Annotated in this window: 21 protein-coding genes; 9 read left to right on the top strand and 12 right to left on the bottom strand. The window is 62.9% G+C overall.

All coding sequences use genetic code 11. From position 1 onward, the window contains the following. Positions 1-17 precede the first annotated feature (17 nt). A complete protein-coding gene (locus KO538_RS19815; RefSeq protein WP_034751085.1) occupies positions 18-1,805 on the bottom strand; it encodes a GGDEF domain-containing protein in 1,788 nt (595 codons plus the stop codon). A gap of 196 nt (positions 1,806-2,001) precedes the next feature. Between KO538_RS19815 and KO538_RS19810 the strand changes: the two genes are divergently transcribed. Both KO538_RS19810 and KO538_RS19805 read left to right on the top strand, forming a co-directional pair. Next, positions 2,002-2,208 (top strand): hypothetical protein, encoded by a 207-nt coding sequence (locus tag KO538_RS19810; RefSeq protein ID WP_139248279.1) that lies wholly within the window; start codon positions 2,002-2,004, stop codon positions 2,206-2,208. A gap of 11 nt (positions 2,209-2,219) precedes the next feature. Further along, entirely contained in the window at positions 2,220-4,415 is a 2,196-nt protein-coding gene (locus KO538_RS19805; protein ID WP_219329397.1) for a prolyl oligopeptidase family protein, read from the top strand. Positions 4,416-4,508: 93 nt separating this feature from the next. On the opposite strand, the gene KO538_RS19800 is transcribed toward KO538_RS19805, so the two are convergent. From KO538_RS19800 to KO538_RS19775, 6 genes are all read right to left on the bottom strand, one after another. Next, positions 4,509-5,405, bottom strand: coding sequence for an STM4011 family radical SAM protein (locus tag KO538_RS19800; RefSeq protein ID WP_219329396.1), 897 nt, complete (start codon positions 5,403-5,405; stop codon positions 4,509-4,511). Next, the gene (locus tag KO538_RS19795) at positions 5,399-6,778 is read right to left on the bottom strand and encodes an STM4012 family radical SAM protein (protein ID WP_219329395.1); all 1,380 of its coding nucleotides are present in this window, start codon (positions 6,776-6,778) and stop codon (positions 5,399-5,401) included. The genes KO538_RS19800 and KO538_RS19795 overlap by 7 nt, the downstream gene beginning before the upstream one ends. Then, on the bottom strand, positions 6,775-7,617 hold the full coding sequence (locus KO538_RS19790) for an STM4013/SEN3800 family hydrolase (RefSeq protein WP_257620462.1): 843 nt from the start codon (positions 7,615-7,617) through the stop codon (positions 6,775-6,777). The genes KO538_RS19795 and KO538_RS19790 overlap by 4 nt, the downstream gene beginning before the upstream one ends. Further along, positions 7,610-8,686 (bottom strand): STM4014 family protein, encoded by a 1,077-nt coding sequence (locus KO538_RS19785; RefSeq protein WP_219329394.1) that lies wholly within the window; start codon positions 8,684-8,686, stop codon positions 7,610-7,612. The genes KO538_RS19790 and KO538_RS19785 overlap by 8 nt, the downstream gene beginning before the upstream one ends. A 6-nt stretch (positions 8,687-8,692) precedes the next feature. Further along, entirely contained in the window at positions 8,693-9,619 is a 927-nt protein-coding gene (locus KO538_RS19780) for an STM4015 family protein (RefSeq protein WP_219329393.1), read from the bottom strand. Positions 9,620-9,710: 91 nt separating this feature from the next. Continuing rightward, positions 9,711-10,286, bottom strand: coding sequence for a helix-turn-helix domain-containing protein (locus KO538_RS19775; protein ID WP_070218654.1), 576 nt, complete (start codon positions 10,284-10,286; stop codon positions 9,711-9,713). A 218-nt stretch (positions 10,287-10,504) separates the two neighbouring features. Here KO538_RS19775 and kbl point away from each other — a divergent pair, with 218 nt between their 5' ends. From kbl to KO538_RS19760, 3 genes are read left to right on the top strand one after another with little or no spacing between them, the layout of a single operon-like run. Next, on the top strand, positions 10,505-11,728 hold the full coding sequence (gene kbl, locus KO538_RS19770; RefSeq protein WP_219329392.1) for a glycine C-acetyltransferase: 1,224 nt from the start codon (positions 10,505-10,507) through the stop codon (positions 11,726-11,728). A gap of 20 nt (positions 11,729-11,748) precedes the next feature. After that, positions 11,749-12,714 carry an NAD-dependent epimerase/dehydratase family protein gene (locus tag KO538_RS19765; RefSeq protein WP_219329391.1) on the top strand — a complete coding sequence of 322 codons (966 nt, stop codon included), beginning with the start codon at positions 11,749-11,751 and terminating at the stop codon, positions 12,712-12,714. Positions 12,715-12,760: 46 nt separating this feature from the next. Continuing rightward, entirely contained in the window at positions 12,761-14,173 is a 1,413-nt protein-coding gene (locus tag KO538_RS19760; RefSeq protein ID WP_219329390.1) for an L-serine ammonia-lyase, read from the top strand. 156 nt (positions 14,174-14,329) lie between these two features. On the opposite strand, the gene KO538_RS19755 is transcribed toward KO538_RS19760, so the two are convergent. Next, positions 14,330-15,073, bottom strand: a complete 744-nt coding sequence (locus KO538_RS19755; protein ID WP_034751064.1) for an AAA family ATPase — start codon at positions 15,071-15,073, stop codon at positions 14,330-14,332. A gap of 270 nt (positions 15,074-15,343) precedes the next feature. Between KO538_RS19755 and thrC the strand changes: the two genes are divergently transcribed. Genes thrC through moaD form a run of 3 tightly spaced genes read left to right on the top strand, consistent with a single transcriptional unit; the run spans position 15,344 to position 18,316 of the window. After that, positions 15,344-16,825, top strand: coding sequence for a threonine synthase (gene thrC, locus KO538_RS19750; protein ID WP_070301878.1), 1,482 nt, complete (start codon positions 15,344-15,346; stop codon positions 16,823-16,825). Next, on the top strand, positions 16,825-18,051 hold the full coding sequence (gene glp / locus KO538_RS19745) for a gephyrin-like molybdotransferase Glp (protein WP_034751056.1): 1,227 nt from the start codon (positions 16,825-16,827) through the stop codon (positions 18,049-18,051). The genes thrC and glp overlap by 1 nt, the downstream gene beginning before the upstream one ends. A 10-nt stretch (positions 18,052-18,061) precedes the next feature. Next, positions 18,062-18,316 (top strand): molybdopterin converting factor subunit 1, encoded by a 255-nt coding sequence (moaD, locus tag KO538_RS19740; protein ID WP_034751044.1) that lies wholly within the window; start codon positions 18,062-18,064, stop codon positions 18,314-18,316. A gap of 41 nt (positions 18,317-18,357) precedes the next feature. Here moaD and KO538_RS19735 read toward each other — a convergent pair whose 3' ends face one another. Beyond that, positions 18,358-18,591, bottom strand: coding sequence for a hypothetical protein (locus KO538_RS19735; protein WP_034751041.1), 234 nt, complete (start codon positions 18,589-18,591; stop codon positions 18,358-18,360). 152 nt (positions 18,592-18,743) lie between these two features. Between KO538_RS19735 and KO538_RS19730 the strand changes: the two genes are divergently transcribed. Beyond that, entirely contained in the window at positions 18,744-20,000 is a 1,257-nt protein-coding gene (locus KO538_RS19730; RefSeq protein WP_219329389.1) for a TIGR03862 family flavoprotein, read from the top strand. Here KO538_RS19730 and KO538_RS19725 read toward each other — a convergent pair. The 3 genes from KO538_RS19725 to KO538_RS19715 are packed head-to-tail and all read right to left on the bottom strand — an operon-like array spanning position 19,987 to position 21,776. Further along, positions 19,987-20,793 carry a head GIN domain-containing protein gene (locus tag KO538_RS19725; RefSeq protein ID WP_070301869.1) on the bottom strand — a complete coding sequence of 269 codons (807 nt, stop codon included), beginning with the start codon at positions 20,791-20,793 and terminating at the stop codon, positions 19,987-19,989. The genes KO538_RS19730 and KO538_RS19725 overlap by 14 nt on opposite strands. 10 nt (positions 20,794-20,803) lie before the next feature. Next, positions 20,804-21,592 (bottom strand): DUF1700 domain-containing protein, encoded by a 789-nt coding sequence (locus KO538_RS19720; protein WP_257620461.1) that lies wholly within the window; start codon positions 21,590-21,592, stop codon positions 20,804-20,806. 28 nt (positions 21,593-21,620) lie between these two features. Beyond that, positions 21,621-21,776: a hypothetical protein gene (locus KO538_RS19715; RefSeq protein WP_161781480.1), complete on the bottom strand. Its 156-nt coding sequence runs from the start codon at positions 21,774-21,776 to the stop codon at positions 21,621-21,623. Positions 21,777-21,878: the final 102 nt, after the last annotated feature.

The raw sequence follows: 21,878 nt of genomic DNA, 5'->3' as shown, positions 1-21,878 counted from the left end.
CGTATTATTGCTCCAGGCTAGGCATCCATGCGCGCCACAGCCGCGCCTTGCCGCCGGTCTAGGAACAGGCTGTTGCCGTGGATTTTCTTTGCCTGCTTCTTCGCTTCGGCCGCCTGCGTGGCGATCTGATGGTGTGTGTAGTACTGGTGCGCCTCGACCTTGATGACGCCCAGCGACAGGCTGATCAACGAATAAAACACTTTCTTGCCTTGCCGGTCTTCGCTGATGTAGCCACCCCGTTCGCAATCGCCTGTGCTGTAGTAGGCGAGGATGGCGGCCGCGAAGTCGTCGAGCATGGCTTGGCAGCGCGTTTCCCAGTCTTCGCTCTGGAACAGAATCATGAAATCGTCACCGCCGATGTGGCCGATGAAGTCGCGGTTCGGGTCGCAATGGCTGCTGAGGATTTCTCCCGTCAGCTGGATCACGTCGTCGCCCTTGCGGTAGCCGTACACATCGTTGAAGGGCTTGAAGTGGTCGAGGTCGCAATAGCAGACCCAGAAGCGGCTGCCGCTGTGCAATAAACGGTCGATATGCTCGTTGATGGGCACGTTGCCGGGCAGTTGCGTCAGCGGGTTGGCGTAACGGGCCGCGTTGATCTGCATCTGCGTGATTTCGCGCATCAGGTCGTGGCCCGTGCCCATGCCCAGGTAACGGCCGTGCTCGGTGATGATGAAACCGTTGAACAGGTGGTGGGCATCGGACTGCACCATCGTGTAGCTGAGTTCCTGCAAGCTCGTCTCGTGGTCGGCAATCAGGGGCGTGGCATCCATGAACAGGCTGCATGATTTCTTGCCATAGAGTTCGCGCTGGTAGGGGCGGGCGAAGTGGTCGATCATTTCGAAGCGGCTGATCAGGCCCAGCGGCACGCCGTCGTCGACGACGGGAATGATCATCAGCTTCGGTTCCTTCAGGAAGATATCGTACACCTCGTTATTGTTGAGCTGTGGCGACACGGCCGCCACCTTGTGCAGCAGCTTGCGGATGCTGGCGCCATTCTTTTCCAGGCTGCTGCGCTGCGGATACACGGCCACGCCATTGCGTCCCAGCGCCTGCACCACTTCGGCCGGCAGGGCGCGCGCCGGCACCGCGTTGGGCCGCCCCAGGTGATAGCCTTGTCCAAACGCCACGCCGAGGTCGCGCAAGACCAGCAATTCCGTCTGCGCCTCGATGCCTTCGGCGATCACCAGGGTGCCCGATTTCTCCGCGATTTCCTGGATCGAGCGCACGAACTGCAGTTTCACGGGGTCATTATTGATGCCCTGGATGAAATGCATGTCGATCTTCACATATTCCGGGCGCAGTTCCGACCATAGGCGCAGGCTGGAAAAGCCTTCGCCCAGGTCGTCGATGGCGATCTGGAAACCCATGTTACGGTAATGCAGCACCGCCTCGCGCATCAGCTCGTAATCGTAGGTGGGCTGGTTTTCCGTCAGCTCGATGATGACACGGTCCGGGTTGATGCCGATGTGCTCGATGTATTCGAGGGTTTCGCCATGGCGGGCATTGCGCAGCAGCAGGCATTCCGGGCTGACGTTGAGGAACAGCTTGCCCGGCAGCTGCAGTTCGGCAAAGCGTTCGAGCACCACTTGGCGGCACAGGTGTTCCACTTCCAGGGTCAGGTCATGCGCGCGCGCCACCTTGAACAGATTCATCGGCGCGTGCAGGGGGCTGTCGGACGGCCCCCGTATCAAGCCTTCGTAGCCGATGATGTCGCCGCTATGCATGTGGATGATGGGCTGGAACAGCGCGCTGAGCTTGCGGCCCGCCAGGATGTCGTGTAAGGCATCCGTCCCTTCGATGGTCATGCTTGCCGATGGCGGTTTCAGGTAAGCCACATTCGATGGCGTCGCGGGGGCCGGCGCGGCGGTGGCGGTAGGGAGGGCGAGAGTGTGCATAGGAGGCTGTGGCGGCACGGCCTCTGGACGGGCCATGAACATGTTGCCGATAGTAAAGAAGATTTATGACAACTTGATGAAATGACTTTGCTTTTGATAACGTTTCTTGCATGAACGTCAGTTTGCCGATTCCGCCGAAAGCGAGATTTATCATGGCGTTTCCCGTAAATTATCCAAACAAAAGACGGCAAATCCCTCAGATAACTGTGCTTTAAAAGTGGCAATCCGCGCTATGATTTCTCTTGGCGAAAGTCAACATGGGCAGGCGCGGCGTGTGTGTGAGCGGCCTGCTTTCCTCGACATCCAACAATGAGACAACAACCCATGCAATTACGTAGTGCATCCCTCATATTCAGCTTGATGGCCGCTTTCGGTGGCAATGCCCTGGCGCAAAGCGCCGCGATGCCATCGTGCCCGGCCGGCGACGGCGCTGCCGTGACGTATCCGGTCAGCAAAAAAGTCGACCAGCAAGACAGCTATTTCGGCACCACCATCGCCGATCCGTACCGTTGGCTGGAAGACGCCAACAGCGCGGAAACGGGCGAGTGGGTCACGGCGCAAAACAAGCTGACGCAGTCGTACCTGGGCACCATCCCCGAGCGCGCCGCGATCAAGCAGCGCCTGACCAAGCTGTGGAATTATGAGCGTTTCTCTACGCCAACCAAGCAGGGCGGCCGCTATTTCTACAGCCGCAACGATGGCTTGCAGAACCAGGCGGTGCTGTACACGGTGAAAAAACTGACGGACGAGCCGCGTCTGCTGCTCGACCCGAACACCCTGTCGACGGATGGCACGGTGGCGCTGGCCGGCACCTCGATCAGCCCGAACGGCAAGTACCTGGCGTACGCCACGTCCGCTTCCGGTTCCGACTGGAACGAGTGGAAAGTGCGCGACATCGAATCGGGCAAGGATTTGACGGACCACATCAAGTGGGCCAAGTTCTCGGGCGCCTCGTGGACCAAGGACAACAAAGGTTTCTTCTACAGCCGCTATGACGCGCCGAACGAAGCGACCAAGCTGGCCGATATCAATTACTTCCAGAAATTGTATTTCCACAAGATCGGCACGCCGCAAAGCGATGACGTGCTCGTCTTCGACCGTCCCGACCAGAAGGAATGGGCGTTCGGCGGCAGCACCGTCAGCGACGACGGCAATTATCTGATCATCACGGCCACGCAAGGCACGGAACGCAAGAACCGCGTTTTTTATAAAGACTTGCGCCAGAAGAATGCCAAGGTAGTCGGTTTGCTGGAAGAGTTCGACGCTTCGTACTCGTTCATCGACAATGACGGTCCCGTGTTCTTCTTCAAGACGGACAACAAGGCGCCAAAGTCGCGCGTGATCGCCATCGATACGCGCAAGCCTGCTCCTGCCGACTGGAAGGAAATCGTGCCGCAAAGCGCGGAAACCCTCGTCGCCGTCAACCTCATCAACAACCAGCTGGTGCTCGACTACTTGAAAGATGCGCAAACGCAAATCAAGATTGTCGACCTGAACGGCAAGCTGGTGCGCGAAGTGGCCTTGCCGGGCATCGGTTCGGCCGGTGGTTTTGCGGGCAAGCGTGGCGACACGGAAACGTTCTACTCGTTTACCAGCTTCACGACGCCAGCGACCATCTACCGCTACGACATGAAGTCGGGCAAGAGCACGGTGTACCGCCAGCCGAAGGTCGATTTCGACCCGAACGCCTTTGAAACACGCCAGCAATTCTTTACCAGCCGCGACGGTACAAAGGTGCCGATGTTCATCGTCTCGAAAAAAGGCATGAAGCTCGACGGCTCCAACCCGACTTATCTGTACGGCTATGGCGGCTTCAATATCTCGCTCACGCCTAGCTTCTCCGTGGCGAATCTGGCCTGGGTGGAAATGGGCGGCGTCTACGTGATGGCCAACCTGCGCGGCGGCGGCGAGTACGGCGAAGCCTGGCACCAGGCTGGTACCAAGCTGAACAAGCAAAACGTGTTCGACGACTTTATCGGCGCGGCGCAATGGCTGGTGGACAACAAGGTCACCTCGCCATCGAAACTGGCGATCGGCGGCGGCAGCAATGGCGGCCTGCTGGTAGGCGCGGCCATGACGCAGCGTCCGGACCTGTTCGCGGCGGCGATCCCGCAAGTGGGCGTGCTCGACATGTTGCGCTTCCACAAGTTCACCGTGGGCTGGGGCTGGGTACCTGACTACGGTTCGTCGGACGACGCCGAACAGTTCAAGGCGCTCGTGAAATACTCGCCGCTGCACAATCTGAAGGCGGGCGGTTGCTATCCGGCCACCATGATCACGACGGCCGACCACGATGACCGCGTCGTGCCAGCGCACAGCTTCAAGTTCGCCGCCGCCGCCCAGGCAGCGCAAGGCGGCGCGGCGCCCGTGCTGATCCGTATCGACAGCAAGGCGGGCCATGGCGCCGGCAAGCCGACGACCAAGCAGATCGAAGAAGTGGCGGATCGCTGGGGCTTCCTCAGCCGTTCGTTGAAGATGACGCCGGTAGTGGCGGAGCCAGCCAAGGTGGCTGCGAAGTAAAATACGGTAGGTCGGATTAGCGCGGCATCGCCGTGCGTAATCCGACAACACCCGTCATGCCAACAATGTGTCGGATTACGCGGCGTGCCGCCGCTAATCCGACCTACGCTGGCTAATCCGACCTACAGTCACGATCCTCGCCAGCACCCCTTCCCCAAACACTGCCTGAAACGGCAAATCCTTGCGCTGTGCATAGCCGATATAGCAGTCGCACTTGAAGCGCGGGCAGCGGCGTTCCTGCAGCATGTCTGCCAAGTCATCAACGTACAGATTCCCCAAGCGCTCCGGCACGAAATGACAGCGCGTCAGTTCGCCATCGCCGTCGACGGACAGCGACGCTTCGCCCGCCAGGCACGGTTTGCCGCGCGAGGGTGACGGACGGCGGCTTTGCGAAAACCACGGATCGGCGGCGTCGAGCCAGGCCAGGTCCTGTTCTCTGTAGTAGCCGGGGCCACGGCGGTCGTAGGCGTTGAGCCACAGGTAGACGTGCGCGGGCAGGGCCGCGCGCAGGGCGCGGATGGCGTCCAGGTGTTCGTTCATGGCGACGACGCCGACGGAATAGCGCACGCCCATCGTGTCCAGGCGTGCGCAGCGTTCGAGAAAACGGGCCAGTGTCGTCTGGTCCGGGTGGTAGGTGCACCACAGGCCGATCTTTTCCAGCCCGTCCAATCCCTGCAGCCAGTTCAGGGGGCCGGACAGATTCGTCTGCAGCGCCACCTGGCGCACATGGGGCAAAGCTGCCAGGGCTTGCATGGCCGCGCGGTAGTGGCGCCGCACCAGCGCTTCGCCCCAGGGCGTGAACAGGACGCTGATGTCCCGTTTTTGCGCCGCCACCCAGCTGGTAAAACGCGCCACTTCGCGCGCATCGCGGGCCAGGGTGGCGCGGCTGTCGCGCTTCTTGGCGAACGGGCAGTAGCCGCAGGCATAATTGCAGCTCGAAAGCGTGCCGCGATACAGCAGGGACAGCGTTGGCGCTTGCGCTGTCAGCACGCCTGGCCGCCTTCGGCCATCAGCGCGCGCACCGTATCGGACGCCAGCCACGGGCCGATGGTGTCGGCGTAGCTGTAGCCCCGATCATTCAGGCGCAGCAGCGGGCCGTTTTCTTCCACCAGTTCCAAGGCGTGCAGCTCGGCCAGCTGCGGCAGATCAAGCTCGCAGCGGCTGCCGAAGCGCGCCGTGTAGGCGTCGCGGTCCAGGCCCGGTTCCGTCAGCAGCGACTGGATCACGTAGCGGCGGCGCTGTTCTGCATCATCGAGCACATAGCCGTGTTCCGCCTGCGCGAAGCGCGTTTCGTCAAGCGCCAGATACTGTTCGATGATGCCGATGGTCTCCGTTCTCGCCACCGCATACTCGCTCGAATAATGGAGGTTCGCCGTGTAGGAGCGGGCGCCCGCGCCCAGGCCCACCATGCCATCGTTCTGGCAGCAGTACGACGGTCCGTTCTGCTCGGGCGCATGCGGTGCGCGGAACATGCGCATCGACACCTGCTCGTAGCCCTGGGCGCGCAAATGGTCGCGCGCGGCCGCGTACAGGGCCAGGCGGCTGTCGCCGTCGCGGGCCAGCATGATGGGATTGAGCGACGCGGCACCCTGGCGGCGCGCCACTTTTCCAAGGCCTGTTTGTTCGCGTACGTACAGCGGATACAGATAGATTTCCTCGGGCCGGAAGGCCAGTGCGCTGTCGATGGAAGCGAGCAGGCTGGCCACGGTTTGCCCGGCGATGCCATAGATCAGGTCCAGGTTCAGGGTGGGAAAGCCGGCCGCGCGTATCAGGCCGATGGCATGATGGACGGTGGCGTTTTGCTGGGGGCGGGCCAGCGCGCGCATCTCGCCTGCGGCAAAGCTTTGGATGCCCAGGCTGACGCGGTCGATGCCATGCGCGCGGCACACGGCAAGCCGCTCGGCCGTGATGGTTTCGGGCGACGCTTCGATGCCGGCCGGCGTGGCTTGCAAGTCGATGCCGAGGATGTCGCGCGCGCCGCACAGCAAGGTGTCGAGCTGCGCGGGCGACAGGTAAGTGGGCGTGCCGCCACCGAGCGCGAAGCGGGCAAAGCGGCGTTCACCGAGGGCGCCGTCCATCGCGCGCATCTGCACCAGCACTTGCTGCACGTAGCGCTCGACCATGTCCGCGCTGGGCCGCGCCATGGCGAACAGGTTGCAAAAGCCGCAGCGCATCTCGCAGAACGGGATGTGGATGTAGGCGAAGAGGGCGGAGCGGTCCTGCTGCGCCCACAGGGGCGCCAGCGGCGCGGCCTGCGGCAAGGCGCGGTAGGCCGCCTTGTGCGGATACGAGTATGAATACGCCTGGTAGGGCGTATGGCGCATGCGCTGCGCCAGGGTGCCCGGTTGTTCGGATGGGTTCACGGTGGGGACTCCTGGGAAATGGTATCTGGCGTGAGGAAGAAGTGCGCGTACGGCACCTGCCACACGCTGTCATGGGCGACCCTGTGGCCACGGTAGCCGTCTTCGCCATACGCGCTGCCGTGGTCCGAGCAGACGATGGCGAACGTGGGCGCGCGCGCGGCGCAGGCGGCAAACAGGGGCGCCAGTGCGCTGTCGACATAGCGCAGGGCCGCCGCATGGCTGTCCAGGTTATCGCTGTGGCAGCCGGGCAGGTAGGCGCGGTTCGGCGTGTGCAGGGCGGCCACGTTGATGAACAAGAAGGTGCGCTGGTCGTTTTGCGCCAGCAGCCGGGTCGCCAGCGCCACCTGCTTTTGCGTCGAATGGCGGCTGGCCACGCCCATGCCCGCGCTCCAGTGGCTTTCCTGGAACAGCGACGGTAGCACCGTGCCCAGCGCCGTCTGTTTATTGAAGAAACCTACGCCGCCGATGCAGATGGTGCGGTAGCCGCGCGCGGCCAGCGCGGCGGGCAGGTCCGCTTCCTCGAACGCAAACGTGTGCGGCGAGGTGGTTTCGCTGCCAGCAAAGGCGCTGGCGAACAGGCGCGGATGGCGGCCCGGCGCGGCTGGCGTGGGCAAGAAACCCGCAAAGAACGCCTGGTGCGCCGCGTAGGTAAACGTGGCGGGCGAGTGGCGCCTGTCCCAGCCGCCCGGCGGCAGAAAACGTCCCAGCACGGGCAGCTCGCCCGCCTCATACAGGGCTTGCGCCACGTCATAGCGTAGGGTGTCGAGCGTGAGGAAGACGATGTCGTGGCTGCCGACGATGCGGTGCATGTCGGGGATGGGGGCTGTGTCTTTAAACATGGGCCAGTTGCGCTGCGTAAGTGTCCGCGCCTTGCCACAGCAGGCCTGGCAGCAGGTCGCCGAAGGCGTTCGCCTCGAGCACATGGGCCTGGCCGTGGCGTACGACGAGGTCGTAGCCCGTCACGTGGCTGTGGGGGAAGGCGCGCGCGGCCTGGGCGCTGGCAACTTCCAGCGCCGCCATGTCGGCAGCGTTCAAAAGGCCGGCCGCGTCGCCGCGCCGGTTGTCGAGGTGGAGATTGGTCATCATCTGGTCGCCGATGCGCGCCACCCGGTGCGCGGGCTGGCCGGCCACGGTCACGACCCGCAAGTCGTAATGGCTGTCGCCGCAGCGCGGCTTGTTCAGCCATGCTTCCGCATACAGTTCCTGGGCTGCCAGCGCGTCGACGAGGGCGGCGATGTCGTGTTCGGACTCGTAGCGCGCCATGCGTTTGCTGTTGATCAGGCGCGTTGCGCCCTCGGTGCGGTGCAAGGCGGCCGAAGTGGTGGCTTGCTGGCGTCCGGCCTTGTTCCTGCGGTAGGCGACGACACCCGATGCGGACGAGCCGTAGCGCGGTTTCAGATAGACGCGGTCAAGCTGGTGTTCGTGCAGCAGCGACTGCAGATGCTCGTAGCCCTCCACTGGTCCCAGCAAGGCAGGTATGGGCACGCCATGCGCGGCCAGGTGGCGCTGGCACGCCAGCTTGTCCGTCATGAGACAGATTTCGGCTGGCGCATTGAAGACGCGTATTTGCGGCAGGTCTGCCAGCTGCGCCGCCAGGGACGCCATGGCATTGGAAAAACCGGCAAACCACGCATCCATGGCCAGCAGCTCGCCATGCGCGGGCGCCGAGAGCAGCGGACGGTCCAGCAGCCGGCAGCCCGCCTGCAGCAACAGCAGGTGGGCGGCGGGATCGTCGCCGGGCGGTTCGATCTTGAGCGGGCCGGTCTGGCGCAATGAATCCTCGAGCAAGGCAGGCTGACGCAGCCAGTCGCGCCATTCCAGCACCTGCGCGGGCGGCAGACGCAGATGCGCGCGCGCCGCCTGCAGCAGGCGCACGCGCTTGCTGCCCTGTGTTGCCAGCAAAAGCATCAGGTTTTATTCGCCGACGGCGACATAGCGATAGACTTCGTCGTCGTCCTCGTCGTCTTCCTGCGGATCATCGAGCCTGACGGGGAAGGGAAGGGCGTTGAGTTTTTCCTGGTTCGCTTCGGAGATATAGTGATGCGACAGGTCCATGCGTTTCAGATTGCCCAGTTGCGTGCCTTGCAGCAGTGCTTCGGCGCCCACGTCGCCCAAGGTGCCCAGCGACAGGTCCAGGGTCTCGACGGTGGCCAGCAGCGGCTCGTTGGCCAGCCAGACGGCCAGCTCGTCGGCGATCTGCGCATCGCGCAGGCCCAGGTAGCGCAGGGTCGGCGTGGCCAGTTGCGCCAGTACTTTCTGGTACAGCGCCACGTCGCCGGAAAAACCATAGTCGTCGCTACCGAGCCACAGTTCCAGGTATTCCAGCTTGGGCATGCTCGACTGGGCCAGCGCCTGCGCGATCTTCTGATCGAGGCCACCGGACTCGATGGTGAACTTGCGCAGGTTCTGGTGCGCGAACGGTTCGACGGTCAACTCATTGCCGCCGCGGATGCGCAGCTCTTCCAGCTGCGGGAAGGCGTCCAGCAGCGGCTTGTAGCTGCCTTGCACGATCCACGAGATTTCGCATTCCTCGTACGTCATGTCGCCGATAAACAGCGCGCGCAAGTTCGGCAACTGCGGTGCGTGGCTGATCAGCGCCGCGATGACCTCGTCGGCGCCCGCTTCGTACGGATCACCCCACATGCCGATGATCAGCGCCTCCAGCGCATTCTTGTCGGTTTTTTCCAGGAAGCCGGCGATCAGGTCCGGCATCTTGCGCTTGTCGTCATACTCGAGCGAAAGGCGGTAGACGATATCCTGCCCGGATTGCAGCGCAATATCAGGATCGTACTGGACGACCTTTTTTTGGTGGAAGAGGGTGGTGCTTTCGGAAATCGTCATTGCTAAGGCTCCATGAAAGACAGTGAAAATCTTGTCTAATCCAAAATCTTAGCATGGGCGAAAGAGCCTATTGCACACCGCTGAAAAGCAACTATCTATGGATGACCACCAATAAGGCCTTGCCTTCCGTCTTGCCCAGGTTGCGGATGGTATGCGGCTGGTCCGCCGGGTAGCGTGCCGTGCCGCCATTCTTGACCTTTTTCTTCGCCGCGCCCACTTCCAGCTCCAGGTTGCCGTGGATCACCGTCAAATGCTCGGTGGTGCCCGGGTCGTGCGGCTGCGACGCCAGTTCGCCGCCCGGCGCCAAAGTCACTTCATACCATTCATATTTGCCGGCCAGCTCCATCGGCCCCAGGATGCGCAGCACGTAGCCCGCATGGTCGCCGGGCAGGGTGGGAGTTTCGTGGGCGTCCGTGATGCGGATGGTTTCCACGGCTTTTTCCGCGCTGGACAGCAATTCGCCGATCTGCACGCCCAGGGCGTTGGCCAGGCGCCATGTGATGGCGATGGTGGGATTGGCTTTTTCGCGCTCGATTTGCGACAGCATGGACTTCGAAACGCCGGCGATGCGCGACAAATCCTCGAGTGTCAGGCCGCGCGCCAGGCGCAGCCGTTGCAGGGTGGCGCCCACTTCGGGCGGAGAATTGGTCGAAACGCTGGTTTTCATCGGCAGGTAGCTTGCAAAGTTCAAAAGGCTTGGGTAATATCCACTATATTGAATTTCAGTTCGAAATAGTGGATTTTGAGGAAAAACACGGAAACGTGTAGACTTCAAACAGCGCTTCACGGTACAGCATTGTGCGCGCACCGGTCAAGCGGCCGCTTTTCCCTATGGCGGCTGAGGTCACACGGATACCACAAACGCAGGGACACACAAGGATCATCATGAGCGAGCAAGCGAAGAACACCTTTTTCAGCGGTCTGCAACAGAACCTCGATCAACTGCGCCAGCAGGGTTTGTACAAGCCCGAGCGCGTGATCGCCTCGCGCCAGGGCGCCGAAGTGGTGTGCGACGATGGCCGTACCCTGATCAATATGTGTGCAAACAACTACCTGGGCCTGTCCGGCGACCTGCAGACGCAGGAAGCATCCATTGCCGCCACGCAAAAGTATGGCTACGGCCTGTCGTCCGTGCGCTTCATCTGCGGCACGCAAACTGTGCACAAGGAACTGGAACAGGCGATCTCCAGCTTCCTCGGCACGGAAGACACGATCTTGTACGCGGCGGCATTCGACGCCAACGGCGGCGTGTTCGAGCCCCTGTTCGATGAAAACGACGCCATCATCTCGGACGCGCTGAACCACGCTTCCATCATCGACGGCATCCGCCTGTGCAAGGCTGGCCGCTACCGCTACGCCCACAACGACATGGCCGACCTGGAAGTGCAGCTGAAAGCGGCGATTGCCGCCGGCAAGCGCCATAAAGTCATCGTCACGGACGGCGTGTTCTCGATGGACGGCACGATTGCGCAACTGGACAAGATCTGCGACCTGGCCGACCAATATGGCGCGCTGGTGATGATCGACGAATGCCACGCTTCCGGCTTCATGGGCGCGACGGGCCGCGGCACGCATGAACACCACAATGTGATGGGCCGCATCGACATCATCACGGGCACCCTGGGCAAGGCCCTGGGCGGCGCCATGGGCGGCTTTACCTCGGCGCGCAAGGAAGTCATCGACACCCTGCGCCAGAAATCGCGTCCCTATTTGTTCTCGAACACCCTGGCGCCATCGATTGCCGGCGCCTCGCTGTCGGTGTTGGAACGCCTGGCCAAGTCGACGGAACTGCGCGACCGCCTGCATGACAACACGGCTTTCTTCCGCAGCGAGATCGAGCGCATCGGCTTCACCATCAAGCCGGGCACCCATCCGGTCGTGCCGGTGATGCTGTTCGACGCCCCCGTGGCGCAGAAATTCGCCGCGCGCCTGTATGAACTGGGCGTGCTGGTGACGGGCTTCTTCTACCCGGTCGTGCCGATGGGCCAGGCCAGGGTCCGTGTGCAGCTGTCGGCTGCGCATACGCGTGAACAGCTGGTGCAAGTGCTGGCCGCTTTCGAACAGGCTGGCAAGGAACTCGGTTTGCTGACCACTACCACTACCAATTAACAAGATTTCAGGAAAATAGCATGGAACGCATCTTAGTCATTGGCGCAAACGGCCAAATCGGTAGTGAACTGGTGGGCGCGCTGGCGCTGCAGCATGGCGCGGACAACGTCATCGCCAGCGACATCGGCACGAACAATCTGTACCAGGCCAAGCGCTACGCCCAGCTCAATGTGCTGGACAAGGACGGCCTGGCGGCCATCATCGCCGATGAAGGCATCACCCAGGTGTACCAGCTGGCGGCCATGTTGTCGGCCACGGGCGAAGCGGCACCGCTGAAGGCGTGGAGCCTGAACATGGATGGCTTGCTCAATATCCTGGAACTGGCGCGCGAGCGCGGCGAGGCGGGCAAACCCTTGCGCATCTTCTGGCCGTCGTCGATCGCCGCCTTCGGCCCGAACACGCCGCAAGTGAACACGCCGCAAATGACGGTGATGGACCCGACCTCGATGTACGGCATCAGCAAGCTGGCCGGCGAGCGCCTGTGCGAATACTACTTCAACAAGTATGGCGTGGACGTGCGCAGCATCCGCTACCCGGGCATCATCAGCTACAAATCGCCTCCGGGCGGCGGCACCACCGATTACGCCATCGCCATCTTCCATGCGGCCTTGCGCGGCGAGCGCTATGACTGCTTCCTCGATGCGAATACCACCTTGCCGATGATTTACATGCCCGACGCGATCCGCGCCACCATCGAACTGATGGACGCGCCAGCGGCACAGATCAAGATCCGCTCGTCGTACAACGTGGCCGGCGTGTCGTTCAACCCCGAGCAGCTGGCCAAGGCCATCGTGCGCATGGTGCCGGACTTCAAGATCGGCTACAAGCCGGACAGCCGCCAGGCCATCGCCGACAGCTGGCCGCAAAGCCTCGACGACAGCAAGGCCAGCGCGGACTGGGGCTGGAAGGCGCAGATCGGCGTCGAGCAGATGGTCACGGACATGCTGGCCAATGTCGACGTGGGCCATGCCGCCAAGGCGGCCTGAGTCCGGCAGCAGTACTAAAAAAACATACTAAATAAAGAGACACTACATGGACATGAGCGTATTTGACCTGTTTAAAATCGGCATCGGGCCGTCGAGTTCCCACACGGTGGGACCGATGGTGGCGGCGCGGCGTTTTCTGGTCGAATACGGTCCGCTGGACCAGGTAGTGGGCGCCGAGGCGGCCCTGTATGGCTCGCTGGCGCTGACGGGCGTGGGCCATGCGACGGACAAGGCTGTCATTCTTGGCTTGATGGGCGAAACGCCGCAAAACGTGGCACCCGATGAAGTCGACAGCAAGCTGGCCGCCATCGAGGCGGCCGGCGAGATCGCCTTGCTGGGTACGCACGTGGTGCCATTCACGGCCGCCACGGGCCTGGTCTGGCACAAGAGCGAATCGCTGCCCGAACACCCGAACGGCATGCGTTTTACCCTGAAACTGGCGGACGGCAGCCGTGTCGACAAGGTGTATTACTCGATTGGCGGCGGTTTTATCCGCGAGGCCGAGGAAGTTCAAACTGCGGCGCATGCCGAAGCGGCCGTGGAATCGGCCGCCAGCGCGCGAGTCGTCTTCCCCTTCGACACCATGGAGCAGTTGCTGGCGCATGGCGTCGAAAGCGGCTTGTCGATCCCTGAAATGCTGCGCGCGAACGAGTGCGTCAAGTGCAGCGATGAGGAATTGAACGCGGGCCTGGACCGCATCTGGCACGTCATGCGCGACTGTATCGCGCACGGCCTGGAAACGACGGGCAACCTGCCGGGCGGCTTGAACGTGAAGCGCCGCGCCGCGAAATTGTGGCGCTTGGCGCAGGAGGCGAAAGCGTCCGACAACCGCGCCAACGACTTGCCGCACGACGCCGTGCACCTGGTCAGCCTGTACGCGATGGCCGTCAACGAGGAAAACGCGGCCGGCGGCAGGGTCGTGACGGCGCCGACCAACGGCGCCGCCGGCATCATCCCGGCCGTGTTGCGCTACTACGCGCAGGATTGCCGCCCCAGCGACCCGGTGGGCGGCGTGCGCCGCTTCATGCTGACGGCAGCGGCCATCGGCATGCTGTGCAAGCGCAATGCCTCGATCTCGGGCGCCGAAGTGGGTTGCCAGGGCGAAGTGGGAGTCGCTTGCGCCATGGCCGCGGCCGGCCTGGTGGCGGCCCTGGGCGGCACGAATGAACAGATCGAAAACGCGGCCGAAATCGGCATCGAACACCACCTGGGCATGACGTGCGACCCCATCGGCGGCCTGGTGCAGATCCCCTGCATCGAGCGCAATGGCATGGGCGCCGTGAAAGCCATCACGGCCGCCTCGCTGGCGCTGAAGGGCGACGGCACGCATTTCGTCAGCCTCGACGAAGTCATCGAAACCATGCGCCAGACGGGCGCGGACATGCAGGACAAGTACAAGGAAACGTCGCTGGGCGGGTTGGCCGTGCATGTGATTACCGTCAATCACGCTGCCTGTTGATGCCCTGATGGTGTTGTCGGATTACGCGCTCACGCGCTAATCCGACCTACGGTGAATGGCAATGTCGCAGATGGGCGTTGGACGGCGTAGGTCGGCGTAGGTCGGCTTAGCGCAAAGCGCGTAAGCCGACATGACCACAGTAGCAAGACACCACCTTCACTCCTCCTCAAACAACTGCTCCAGCCTCCTCGGGTAGTTATTCAAGAAATCGCGCGTCACGGCATAGTGTTCCGTGTCTTCATACGCCACTTCGTGGATGCCGCCGCCCGTAAACATGAGGATTTTCGCGTTCGGGTAGGCGAGCAAGATCGGCGAATGGGTGGCGATAATCAGCTGCGAGTCGTCCTGCACCAGCTGGTGGATCACGGATAGCGCCGCCATCTGGCGGCTCGGCGACAGGGCCGCCTCGGGTTCGTCCAGCAGGTATAAACCCTTGCCCCGCAGCTTGTTGATCAAGGTCGCCATGAACGCTTCGCCGTGCGATTGCGCGTGCAGCGACTTGCCGCCGTAGCTCTCCAGGTACTCCTGTGGCATCTCGTCCATGTAGGTGGCGACGTTGAAAAAGCTCTCGGCGCGCAGGAAATAGCTGTCTTCGGGTTTTTTATAGCTCTTGCTCAGGCGCAAGTGCGCGTGCAAGCCCGATTCCTCGTCCGACGGCAGGGCGATGCGCACATTGCGCGTGCCGCCATCCTTGCCGAAGCCCAGCCCCACGGCCAGCGCTTCGAGCATGGTCGACTTGCCGCTGCCATTTTCGCCCACGAAAAACGTCACGTCGCGGTGGAAATCCATGTGCACGAAGTCGCGGATGGCGGGGATGGTGAATGGATAGTGATCGAGGTCGACGACGGCGTCGGAGCGCAGCGCGGCGCTTTGCAGATATGGTTTTTTACTCAGCGACATGGCCGGTTCTCGACTCCAATAATGATCGTGGCAAGGGATACTCAGCACAGTGTGACGTAAATCGCCGGTGCGCGCCAGTGCGTACGCCAGCCATGTTCGCCTGGCTTGATCTCATGCAATTATGGCTTGTTTGATAATAGGCAGGCGCTCCAATTGTCACATCTTGATCAGGCGGGCGCCACGCGATTCGCCTTGGGCGGCGGCTGGCACTATAATATCCGCTGCCATTCATGATCAACCGCACTCAGCTCAACTGGACTCTTCAAATTTATGCACTACGTGTCTACCCGCGCTGATAAAGCGCCATCGAATCAGCAGCAATTCTCCGACATCCTCCTGGGCGGCCTGGCCCCCGATGGCGGACTGTACCTCCCAGAACACTACCCGCAAGTCACTGGTGCCGAGCTCAATGCCTGGCGCACATTGTCGTATGCCGACCTGGCATTCGAAATCCTGAAGAAGTTCGCCACCGATATCCCGGCTGCGGACCTGAAGGCACTGACGGCGAAAACCTATACCAAGGCAGTCTACAAGAACGCCCGCGCCGGCGAAAACGCGGCCGACATCACGCCGCTGCGCGTGCTCGAAGAAAACGCCGTCAAGGGTGGCCAGACCACCTTGATGCTGCAGGCGCTGTCGAACGGCCCGACCCTGGCCTTCAAGGACATGGCCATGCAGCTGCTGGGCAACCTGTTCGAATACACCTTGGCCAAGCACGACGCCGAACTCAATATCTTCGGCGCCACGTCGGGCGACACGGGCAGCGCGGCCGAATATGCGATGCGCGGCAAGAAGGGCATCCGCGTCTTCATGCTGTCGCCGCACAAGAAAATGAGCGCCTTCCAGACGGCGCAGATGTTCAGCCTGCAAGACCCGAACATTGTCAACATCGCCGTCGAAGGCGTGTTCGACGATTGCCAGGATATGGTGAAAGCCGTGTCGAACGACTTGCCGTTCAAGGCCAAGCAGAAGATCGGCACCGTCAACTCCATCAACTGGGCGCGTGTCGTGGCGCAAGTCGTCTACTACTTCCGCGGCTACCTGGCGGCCACCACCAGCAACGAGCAAAAAGTGTCGTTTACGGTGCCGTCGGGCAACTTCGGCAATATCTGCGCCGGCCATATCGCCCGCATGATGGGCTTGCCGATCTCGAAACTGGTGGCGGCGACGAATGAAAACGACGTGCTCGACGAATTCTTCCGCACGGGCGTCTACCGCGTGCGCAAGTCGGCCGAAACGTACCACACGAGCAGCCCGTCGATGGATATCTCGAAAGCGTCGAACTTCGAGCGTTTCGTCTACGACCTCGTGGGCCGCGACAGCGACCGCGTGCGCGCCCTGTTTACGAAAGTGGAAACGCACGGCGGCTTCGACTTGTCCGGCAAGCCTGGCAGCGATGGCGACGAGTTCAAGCTGGTGGCCAAGTATGGCTTCAAGTCGGGCAAGTCCACGCACCAGGACCGCCTCGACACCATCCGCGACGTGGCCGACGACTACGGCATTACCATCGACACGCACACGGCCGACGGCATCAAGGTGGCGCGTGAGCACCTGGAACCGAACGTGCCGATGATCGTGCTGGAAACGGCGCTGGCGGCCAAGTTCAACGAAACCATCCTCGAAGCGCTGGGCGTGGACGCGGAACGGCCAGCCGGCTTCGAGAACATCGAAGACTTGCCGCAAAAGTTCGTCGTGATGGATGCGGACGTGGAAAAAATGAAGGCGTATATCGCCGCCAATACGGGCTTGTGATGAGCGATCCGACCGCACAACGCAAACCGATGCTGTCGGTGGCCGAGGCGCAAGCCTTCATGCTGGGCGCGGCGCGTCCGGTGGCCGACGTGGAGCTGGTCGACACCATGTGCGCCAACGGCCGCGTGCTGGCGGCCGCGCAAACGTCGACCCTGAACGTGCCCGAGCGCGACAACACGCAGATGGATGGCTACGCCGTGCGCGCCAGTGACTGCGCCAGCGGCGCGGCCAGCTTGCCCGTGTCGCAGCGCATCGCGGCCGGCCACGTGGGCCAGCCCTTGCAGCCGGGGACGGCGGCGCGCATTTTCACGGGGGCCCTGATTCCGGACGGCGCCGATTGCGTCGTGATGCAGGAGCAGTGCACGGTGGCGGACGGCGTGGTGACGGTCAACCACGTGCCGGCAGCGGGAGAATGGGTGCGCCGCCAGGGCGAGGATATCCGCGCCGGCGGCGAAATCCTCGGTGCGGGCCGGCGCTTGCGCAGCCAGGAAATGGGCTTGGCCGCCTCGGTGGGACTGGCGCAGCTGCCTGTGCTGCGCAAGCTGCGCGTCGCCGTATTTTTTACCGGCGACGAGCTGGCCATGCCCGGCGAACCGCTGGCGCCGGGTGCCGTCTACAACTCGAACCGCTTTACCTTGCGCGGCTTGCTGGAAAACCTCGGTTGCGAGATCACGGACCTGGGCATTGTGCCCGACAGTCTGGAAGCAACCAAGGCCGTGCTGCGCCAGGCGGCCCAGGGCAATGATCTGATCATCACCTCGGGCGGCGTGTCCGTGGGCGAGGAAGACCATATCAAGCCGGCCGTGGAAGCGGAAGGGCGGCTGAACATGTGGCAGATTGCCGTCAAGCCAGGCAAACCGCTGGCGTTTGGCGAAGTGCGGGAGGCGTTCTTTGTCGGCTTGCCCGGCAATCCCGTGTCGAGCTTTGTCACGTTTTTGCTGTTCGTGCGCCCGTTCATTTTGCGCCTGCAAGGCGTGGCGGGCAACCTGGCGCCGCGCAGCTACAAGCTGCCGGCCGCGTTCGAACGCCTGAAGGCGGACAAGCGCAACGAGTTCTTGCGCGCCAAGGTCAATGACGAGGGCGAGCTGGAACTGTTCGCCAACCAGAGTTCGGGCGTGCTGACGTCCACCGTGTGGGGAGACGGCTTGATCGATTGCCCGCCGGGGCTGTCGATTGCGCGCGGCGACATGCTGCGTTTTATCCCGTTTAACGAATTGCTGTACTGAGGAAGTATCGATGAAGATCAATCTGCGATTTTTTGCCAGCGTGCGTGAGCTGGTGGGCACCGGCCATGAAGTGCTGGAAGTAGCCGAGCCGCTGGCGGTGGGTGCGGTGAGAGCGCTGCTGATCGCCCGCGGCGGCAACTGGGAATACGCGCTGGCGCAAGGCCGCGCGCTGCGCATGGCGCATAACCAGGTGATGTGCGATGCCGACACCTTGATCGGTGATGGCGACGAGGTGGCGTTTTTCCCGCCCGTGACGGGCGGTTAAGAATACTGACTCAAGAAAATGGCCGCTGATGCGGCCATTTTTTATCGCGACTTGGTTTTTGGTTTGTCCCCGCTGCACGTGGCGCAGGCGACGGCTTTCCGGTAGCGCCAGTATTTCGAGCCGATGAAGATGGCCGAGGCCACCAGCGACCAGGCCAGCGCGCTGAGGATATCGGCCTGGCTGGGCGTGCCCTTGCTGTACTCGACCACCGTCAGGATGATGAATAAAATCGAACTGGCCAGCAAATAGCGGGAAATCCAGAATCCTGCGCCCATGTGTTTCTCCTCTTGTCGTCTCGTTGTCTCGTGAAGTCAAAGCCGATCGTTGCGGCATGTCCGCGCAGTATGCATCATTTTTCGGCATTCTTGCCATCCACCGGCCTTATCTCGACTAAAATGCCGGGGTTTTCACCGTCTTCCAGCTTGCCATGACCAACTCCAGTTCCCCTCCGTTTCACATCGCCGTCATCGGCGGCGGCCCCGCCGGCCTGATGGCCGCCCAGGCGGCGTCCGGCCTGGGAGCCAAGGTGGAACTGTTTGACGCCATGCCGTCCGTCGGCCGCAAGTTCCTGCTGGCGGGGCGCGGCGGCATGAACATCACGCATGCGGAAGGCTACCAGCCCTTCGTCTCGCGCTACGGCAGGCAGGCGCACCGGGTGAAGCCTGCGCTGGACCAGTTCGGCCCGCAAAAGGTGCGCGACTGGGTGCACAGCCTGGGCGTGGAGACCTTTGTCGGCTCTTCGAACCGCGTCTTCCCGACGGACATGAAGGCGGCGCCCCTGCTGCGCGCCTGGCTGCACCGCCTGCGCGAAGCGGGCGTGCAATTTCACATGCGCCACCGCTGGACGGGCTGGCAAGATGAGGATGGCCAGCTGGCGTTTGCCACGCCGGACGGCGAGCGTTTGCGCGCCTTCGACGCCGTGATCCTGGCGCTCGGTGGCGGCAGCTGGGCGCGGCTCGGTTCCGATGGCGCCTGGGTGCCGCTGCTGCAAGGGCAGGGCGTGGCCGTGGCAGCGCTGGCGCCGGCCAATTGCGGCTTCGACGTGGACTGGAGCGCGCATTTCAGCAGCCGCCATGCGGGCGAACCGCTGACGACCGTTGCCATCACGGCGCATGACATCGACGGCCTGCGGATCAAGCGCCAGGGCCAGTTCGTCATCACGGCGGGCGGCGTGGAAGGCAGCCTGATTTATGCCTTGTCGGCCGCGCTGCGCGAGCAGATCGCACGCGACGGCAGCGCGACCATCTGGCTCGACCTGGCGCCCGACCACAGCCATGAACGCGTGTTCGAGGAAGTGACGCGCCCCCGTGGCGCCCGTTCCATGTCCAGCCACCTGAATAGCCGCCTGGGCATCAAGGGCGTGAAATCGGGCTTGCTGCGCGAGTGCCTGAGCGCGGCCGACTTCGCCGATGAAGCGACGCTGGCGGCCGCCATCAAGCTGCTGCCCGTCACGCTCGTGCGCCCGCGTCCCATCGATGAAGCCATCAGCAGCGCCGGCGGCGTGGTGTTCGACGGCATCGACGGCAGCATGCTGCGCGCCATGCCGGGCGTCTTCGTGGCGGGGGAAATGCTGGACTGGGAAGCGCCGACGGGCGGCTACCTGCTGACGGCCTGCCTGGCGCAAGGCAAGGCGGCCGGCGAGCAGGCGGTCAGTTGGCTGGAAGAGAAGGTCAATGCCAGGTGATATCGCCTGAGCCGCTCTTTTGCGTCTCGCGCTGGCGCGGGTTGCCGTGGACGTTAATGTCGCCGCTGCCGCGCAGGGTCAGGTTGGCCGCGTCGCGCACGAAGACGGTGCTCGTGCCCGAGCCTTGCAGGCTGACGCTGGCCTTGTCGGCGGCCAGGTGCTCGGCATCGATGTCGCCTGATCCGCTCAGGTCGGCACGGAGGAATTTCGTGTTGCCGCTGGCGGCGATGCGCCCGGAGCCCACCATTTCCAGCACCACGCTGTCGCTGTTGCCGGCGTTGATGTCGAGGTCGCCGCTGCCGTTGACGGTCGCTTGCACCTGCTTGTAGCGTCCCGTGAAGCTGACGTCGCCCGAACCCGTCAATTCCAGGATAAAACTGTCGCCGGAAAATCCCGTGATCTTGCTGTCGCCATTGCCGTGTACTTCCACGCGCACGAGGGCTGGCAGCACCAGTTCCACCTGCAGCGGCTGGCGATGGTGGAACAGCATGCCTTTCGGACCGATATGCAGGGTCGTGCCATCGGCCGTCGTGTCGACGTTCGACAGCAAACGCTGCTCGCCGCTCACTTTCAGCGATGGCGTGGCGCCGCGGCGCAGCACCAGGTCGATGGGGCCGGCCAGGTCGATGCTGTTGATATTGGCGGCAACCGGGCGCGTTTCGCTGCGCACGGCGCGGCCGGCGGCGCTGCTGGGATTGCTGATACCCTTGGCGCGCAGCGCCGCATACGACATGGCGATCAGGACCAGTGCCAGCAAGAGCATGGACAGGCCAACTTTGAGCAAGCGTTTCATGGCAGCCTTTCTAGTGACCTTTGAGCAGGGAGACATTCATGGCGACATAGCGCTTGATACCGATCAAGGTATAGCGAGTGACCACGAGACTGAGCAGGAAGATGGCGATGCCGCCGAGCAGCATGCCCACGCCGAAGACGGTTTGCGTGGTGCGCGCGTCGCGGTCCATGTCCGTGGAAATGCGGATGCCGCCACCGGCCAGCGCTTCGGCCCGCTCCATCACGCGCGATGACGCGCCCGGCGCCTCGGACTCGGACTCGGCTTTGACGGGGCCGGGCAGGTGATCGACTTCGATGCCCGTGTCGCCGATGGTGATGCGCGTTTCGCGCCGTTCGCCGCCTTCGCCGCCGTCATCGTCATGGATGAAGACGTGGCGCAGCGGGCCGTCGAGCACCAGTTCGTTGGCGCCGGACAAGCCGCTGGCCGTGATGGCGATGCCGGCCAGGTAAAAGCTCAGGCCGGCGGCATACAGGGCGGCCAGCAGGGCCGCATACACGGCGGCAGGCACGACCATGAACAGGTTGAAGATGGCCAGGCCCACGAGCGAGACAAGCAGGCGCAGCAGGTTGACGGGGGTCTTCTTTTGCTCGAAAGCCTGGCGGTGGGTGCTGCTGCGCAAGGTGAGGGCGATTTTTTTCGGGTCGCCCAGGTCGTCGGCGATTTCCTGCTCGCTGCGGCCGGCCGCAGCGCCTTCGATGAAGGTCTGTTCGTAATAATCGAGGGTCTTGGCCACCAGGTCCGGTGGCAAGCCTTCCAGCGCGCGCCGCAGTGCGTCGAGATAATCTTGCTTGTTCATCATATTCTTCCTGTCAGTCCGCTTTGCCGCTTCAGCCCATTGCCGGCAGCAGCATGCTTGCCTGGCTCAGCAGCAATGGCGCATGGGATGCCTGCTGTACGCTGACAACGATCAAGGTGGCCAGCGCCACGCAAGCGAGCAGCGCCACGGCTTTCAAGCTGTTTTTCAAGTGCAAGGTGGTGTGCATGGTATTTCCCGTGGCATGGACGTTGTCGATGATCAGACTGTACCCAAGCGCACGCGAGCGCACCAGCACGGTGCGACAGAATGCAATTTCGCGGGGGCGAGC

Source organism: Janthinobacterium sp. NKUCC08_JDC, assembly GCF_019345575.1.
Taxonomy (GTDB): Bacteria; Pseudomonadota; Gammaproteobacteria; order Burkholderiales; family Burkholderiaceae_D; genus Janthinobacterium; species Janthinobacterium aestuarii.
This window is presented reverse-complemented; position numbering and strand designations above follow the sequence as displayed.

Coding starts and splice junctions, on each gene's coding strand:
- KO538_RS19815 (WP_034751085.1), bottom strand. CDS start 1,805: ATGACCATCGAAGGGACGGATGCCTTACACGACATCCTGGCGGGCCGC.
- KO538_RS19805 (WP_219329397.1), top strand. CDS start 2,220: ATGCAATTACGTAGTGCATCCCTCATATTCAGCTTGATGGCCGCTTTC.
- KO538_RS19790 (WP_257620462.1), bottom strand. CDS start 7,617: ATGTTTAAAGACACAGCCCCCATCCCCGACATGCACCGCATCGTCGGC.
- KO538_RS19785 (WP_219329394.1), bottom strand. CDS start 8,686: ATGCTTTTGCTGGCAACACAGGGCAGCAAGCGCGTGCGCCTGCTGCAG.
- KO538_RS19780 (WP_219329393.1), bottom strand. CDS start 9,619: ATGACGATTTCCGAAAGCACCACCCTCTTCCACCAAAAAAAGGTCGTC.
- KO538_RS19775 (WP_070218654.1), bottom strand. CDS start 10,286: ATGAAAACCAGCGTTTCGACCAATTCTCCGCCCGAAGTGGGCGCCACC.
- kbl (WP_219329392.1), top strand. CDS start 10,505: ATGAGCGAGCAAGCGAAGAACACCTTTTTCAGCGGTCTGCAACAGAAC.
- KO538_RS19765 (WP_219329391.1), top strand. CDS start 11,749: ATGGAACGCATCTTAGTCATTGGCGCAAACGGCCAAATCGGTAGTGAA.
- KO538_RS19760 (WP_219329390.1), top strand. CDS start 12,761: ATGGACATGAGCGTATTTGACCTGTTTAAAATCGGCATCGGGCCGTCG.
- KO538_RS19755 (WP_034751064.1), bottom strand. CDS start 15,073: ATGTCGCTGAGTAAAAAACCATATCTGCAAAGCGCCGCGCTGCGCTCC.
- thrC (WP_070301878.1), top strand. CDS start 15,344: ATGCACTACGTGTCTACCCGCGCTGATAAAGCGCCATCGAATCAGCAG.
- glp (WP_034751056.1), top strand. CDS start 16,825: ATGAGCGATCCGACCGCACAACGCAAACCGATGCTGTCGGTGGCCGAG.
- moaD (WP_034751044.1), top strand. CDS start 18,062: ATGAAGATCAATCTGCGATTTTTTGCCAGCGTGCGTGAGCTGGTGGGC.
- KO538_RS19735 (WP_034751041.1), bottom strand. CDS start 18,591: ATGGGCGCAGGATTCTGGATTTCCCGCTATTTGCTGGCCAGTTCGATT.
- KO538_RS19730 (WP_219329389.1), top strand. CDS start 18,744: ATGACCAACTCCAGTTCCCCTCCGTTTCACATCGCCGTCATCGGCGGC.
- KO538_RS19725 (WP_070301869.1), bottom strand. CDS start 20,793: ATGAAACGCTTGCTCAAAGTTGGCCTGTCCATGCTCTTGCTGGCACTG.
- KO538_RS19720 (WP_257620461.1), bottom strand. CDS start 21,592: ATGATGAACAAGCAAGATTATCTCGACGCACTGCGGCGCGCGCTGGAA.
- KO538_RS19715 (WP_161781480.1), bottom strand. CDS start 21,776: ATGCACACCACCTTGCACTTGAAAAACAGCTTGAAAGCCGTGGCGCTG.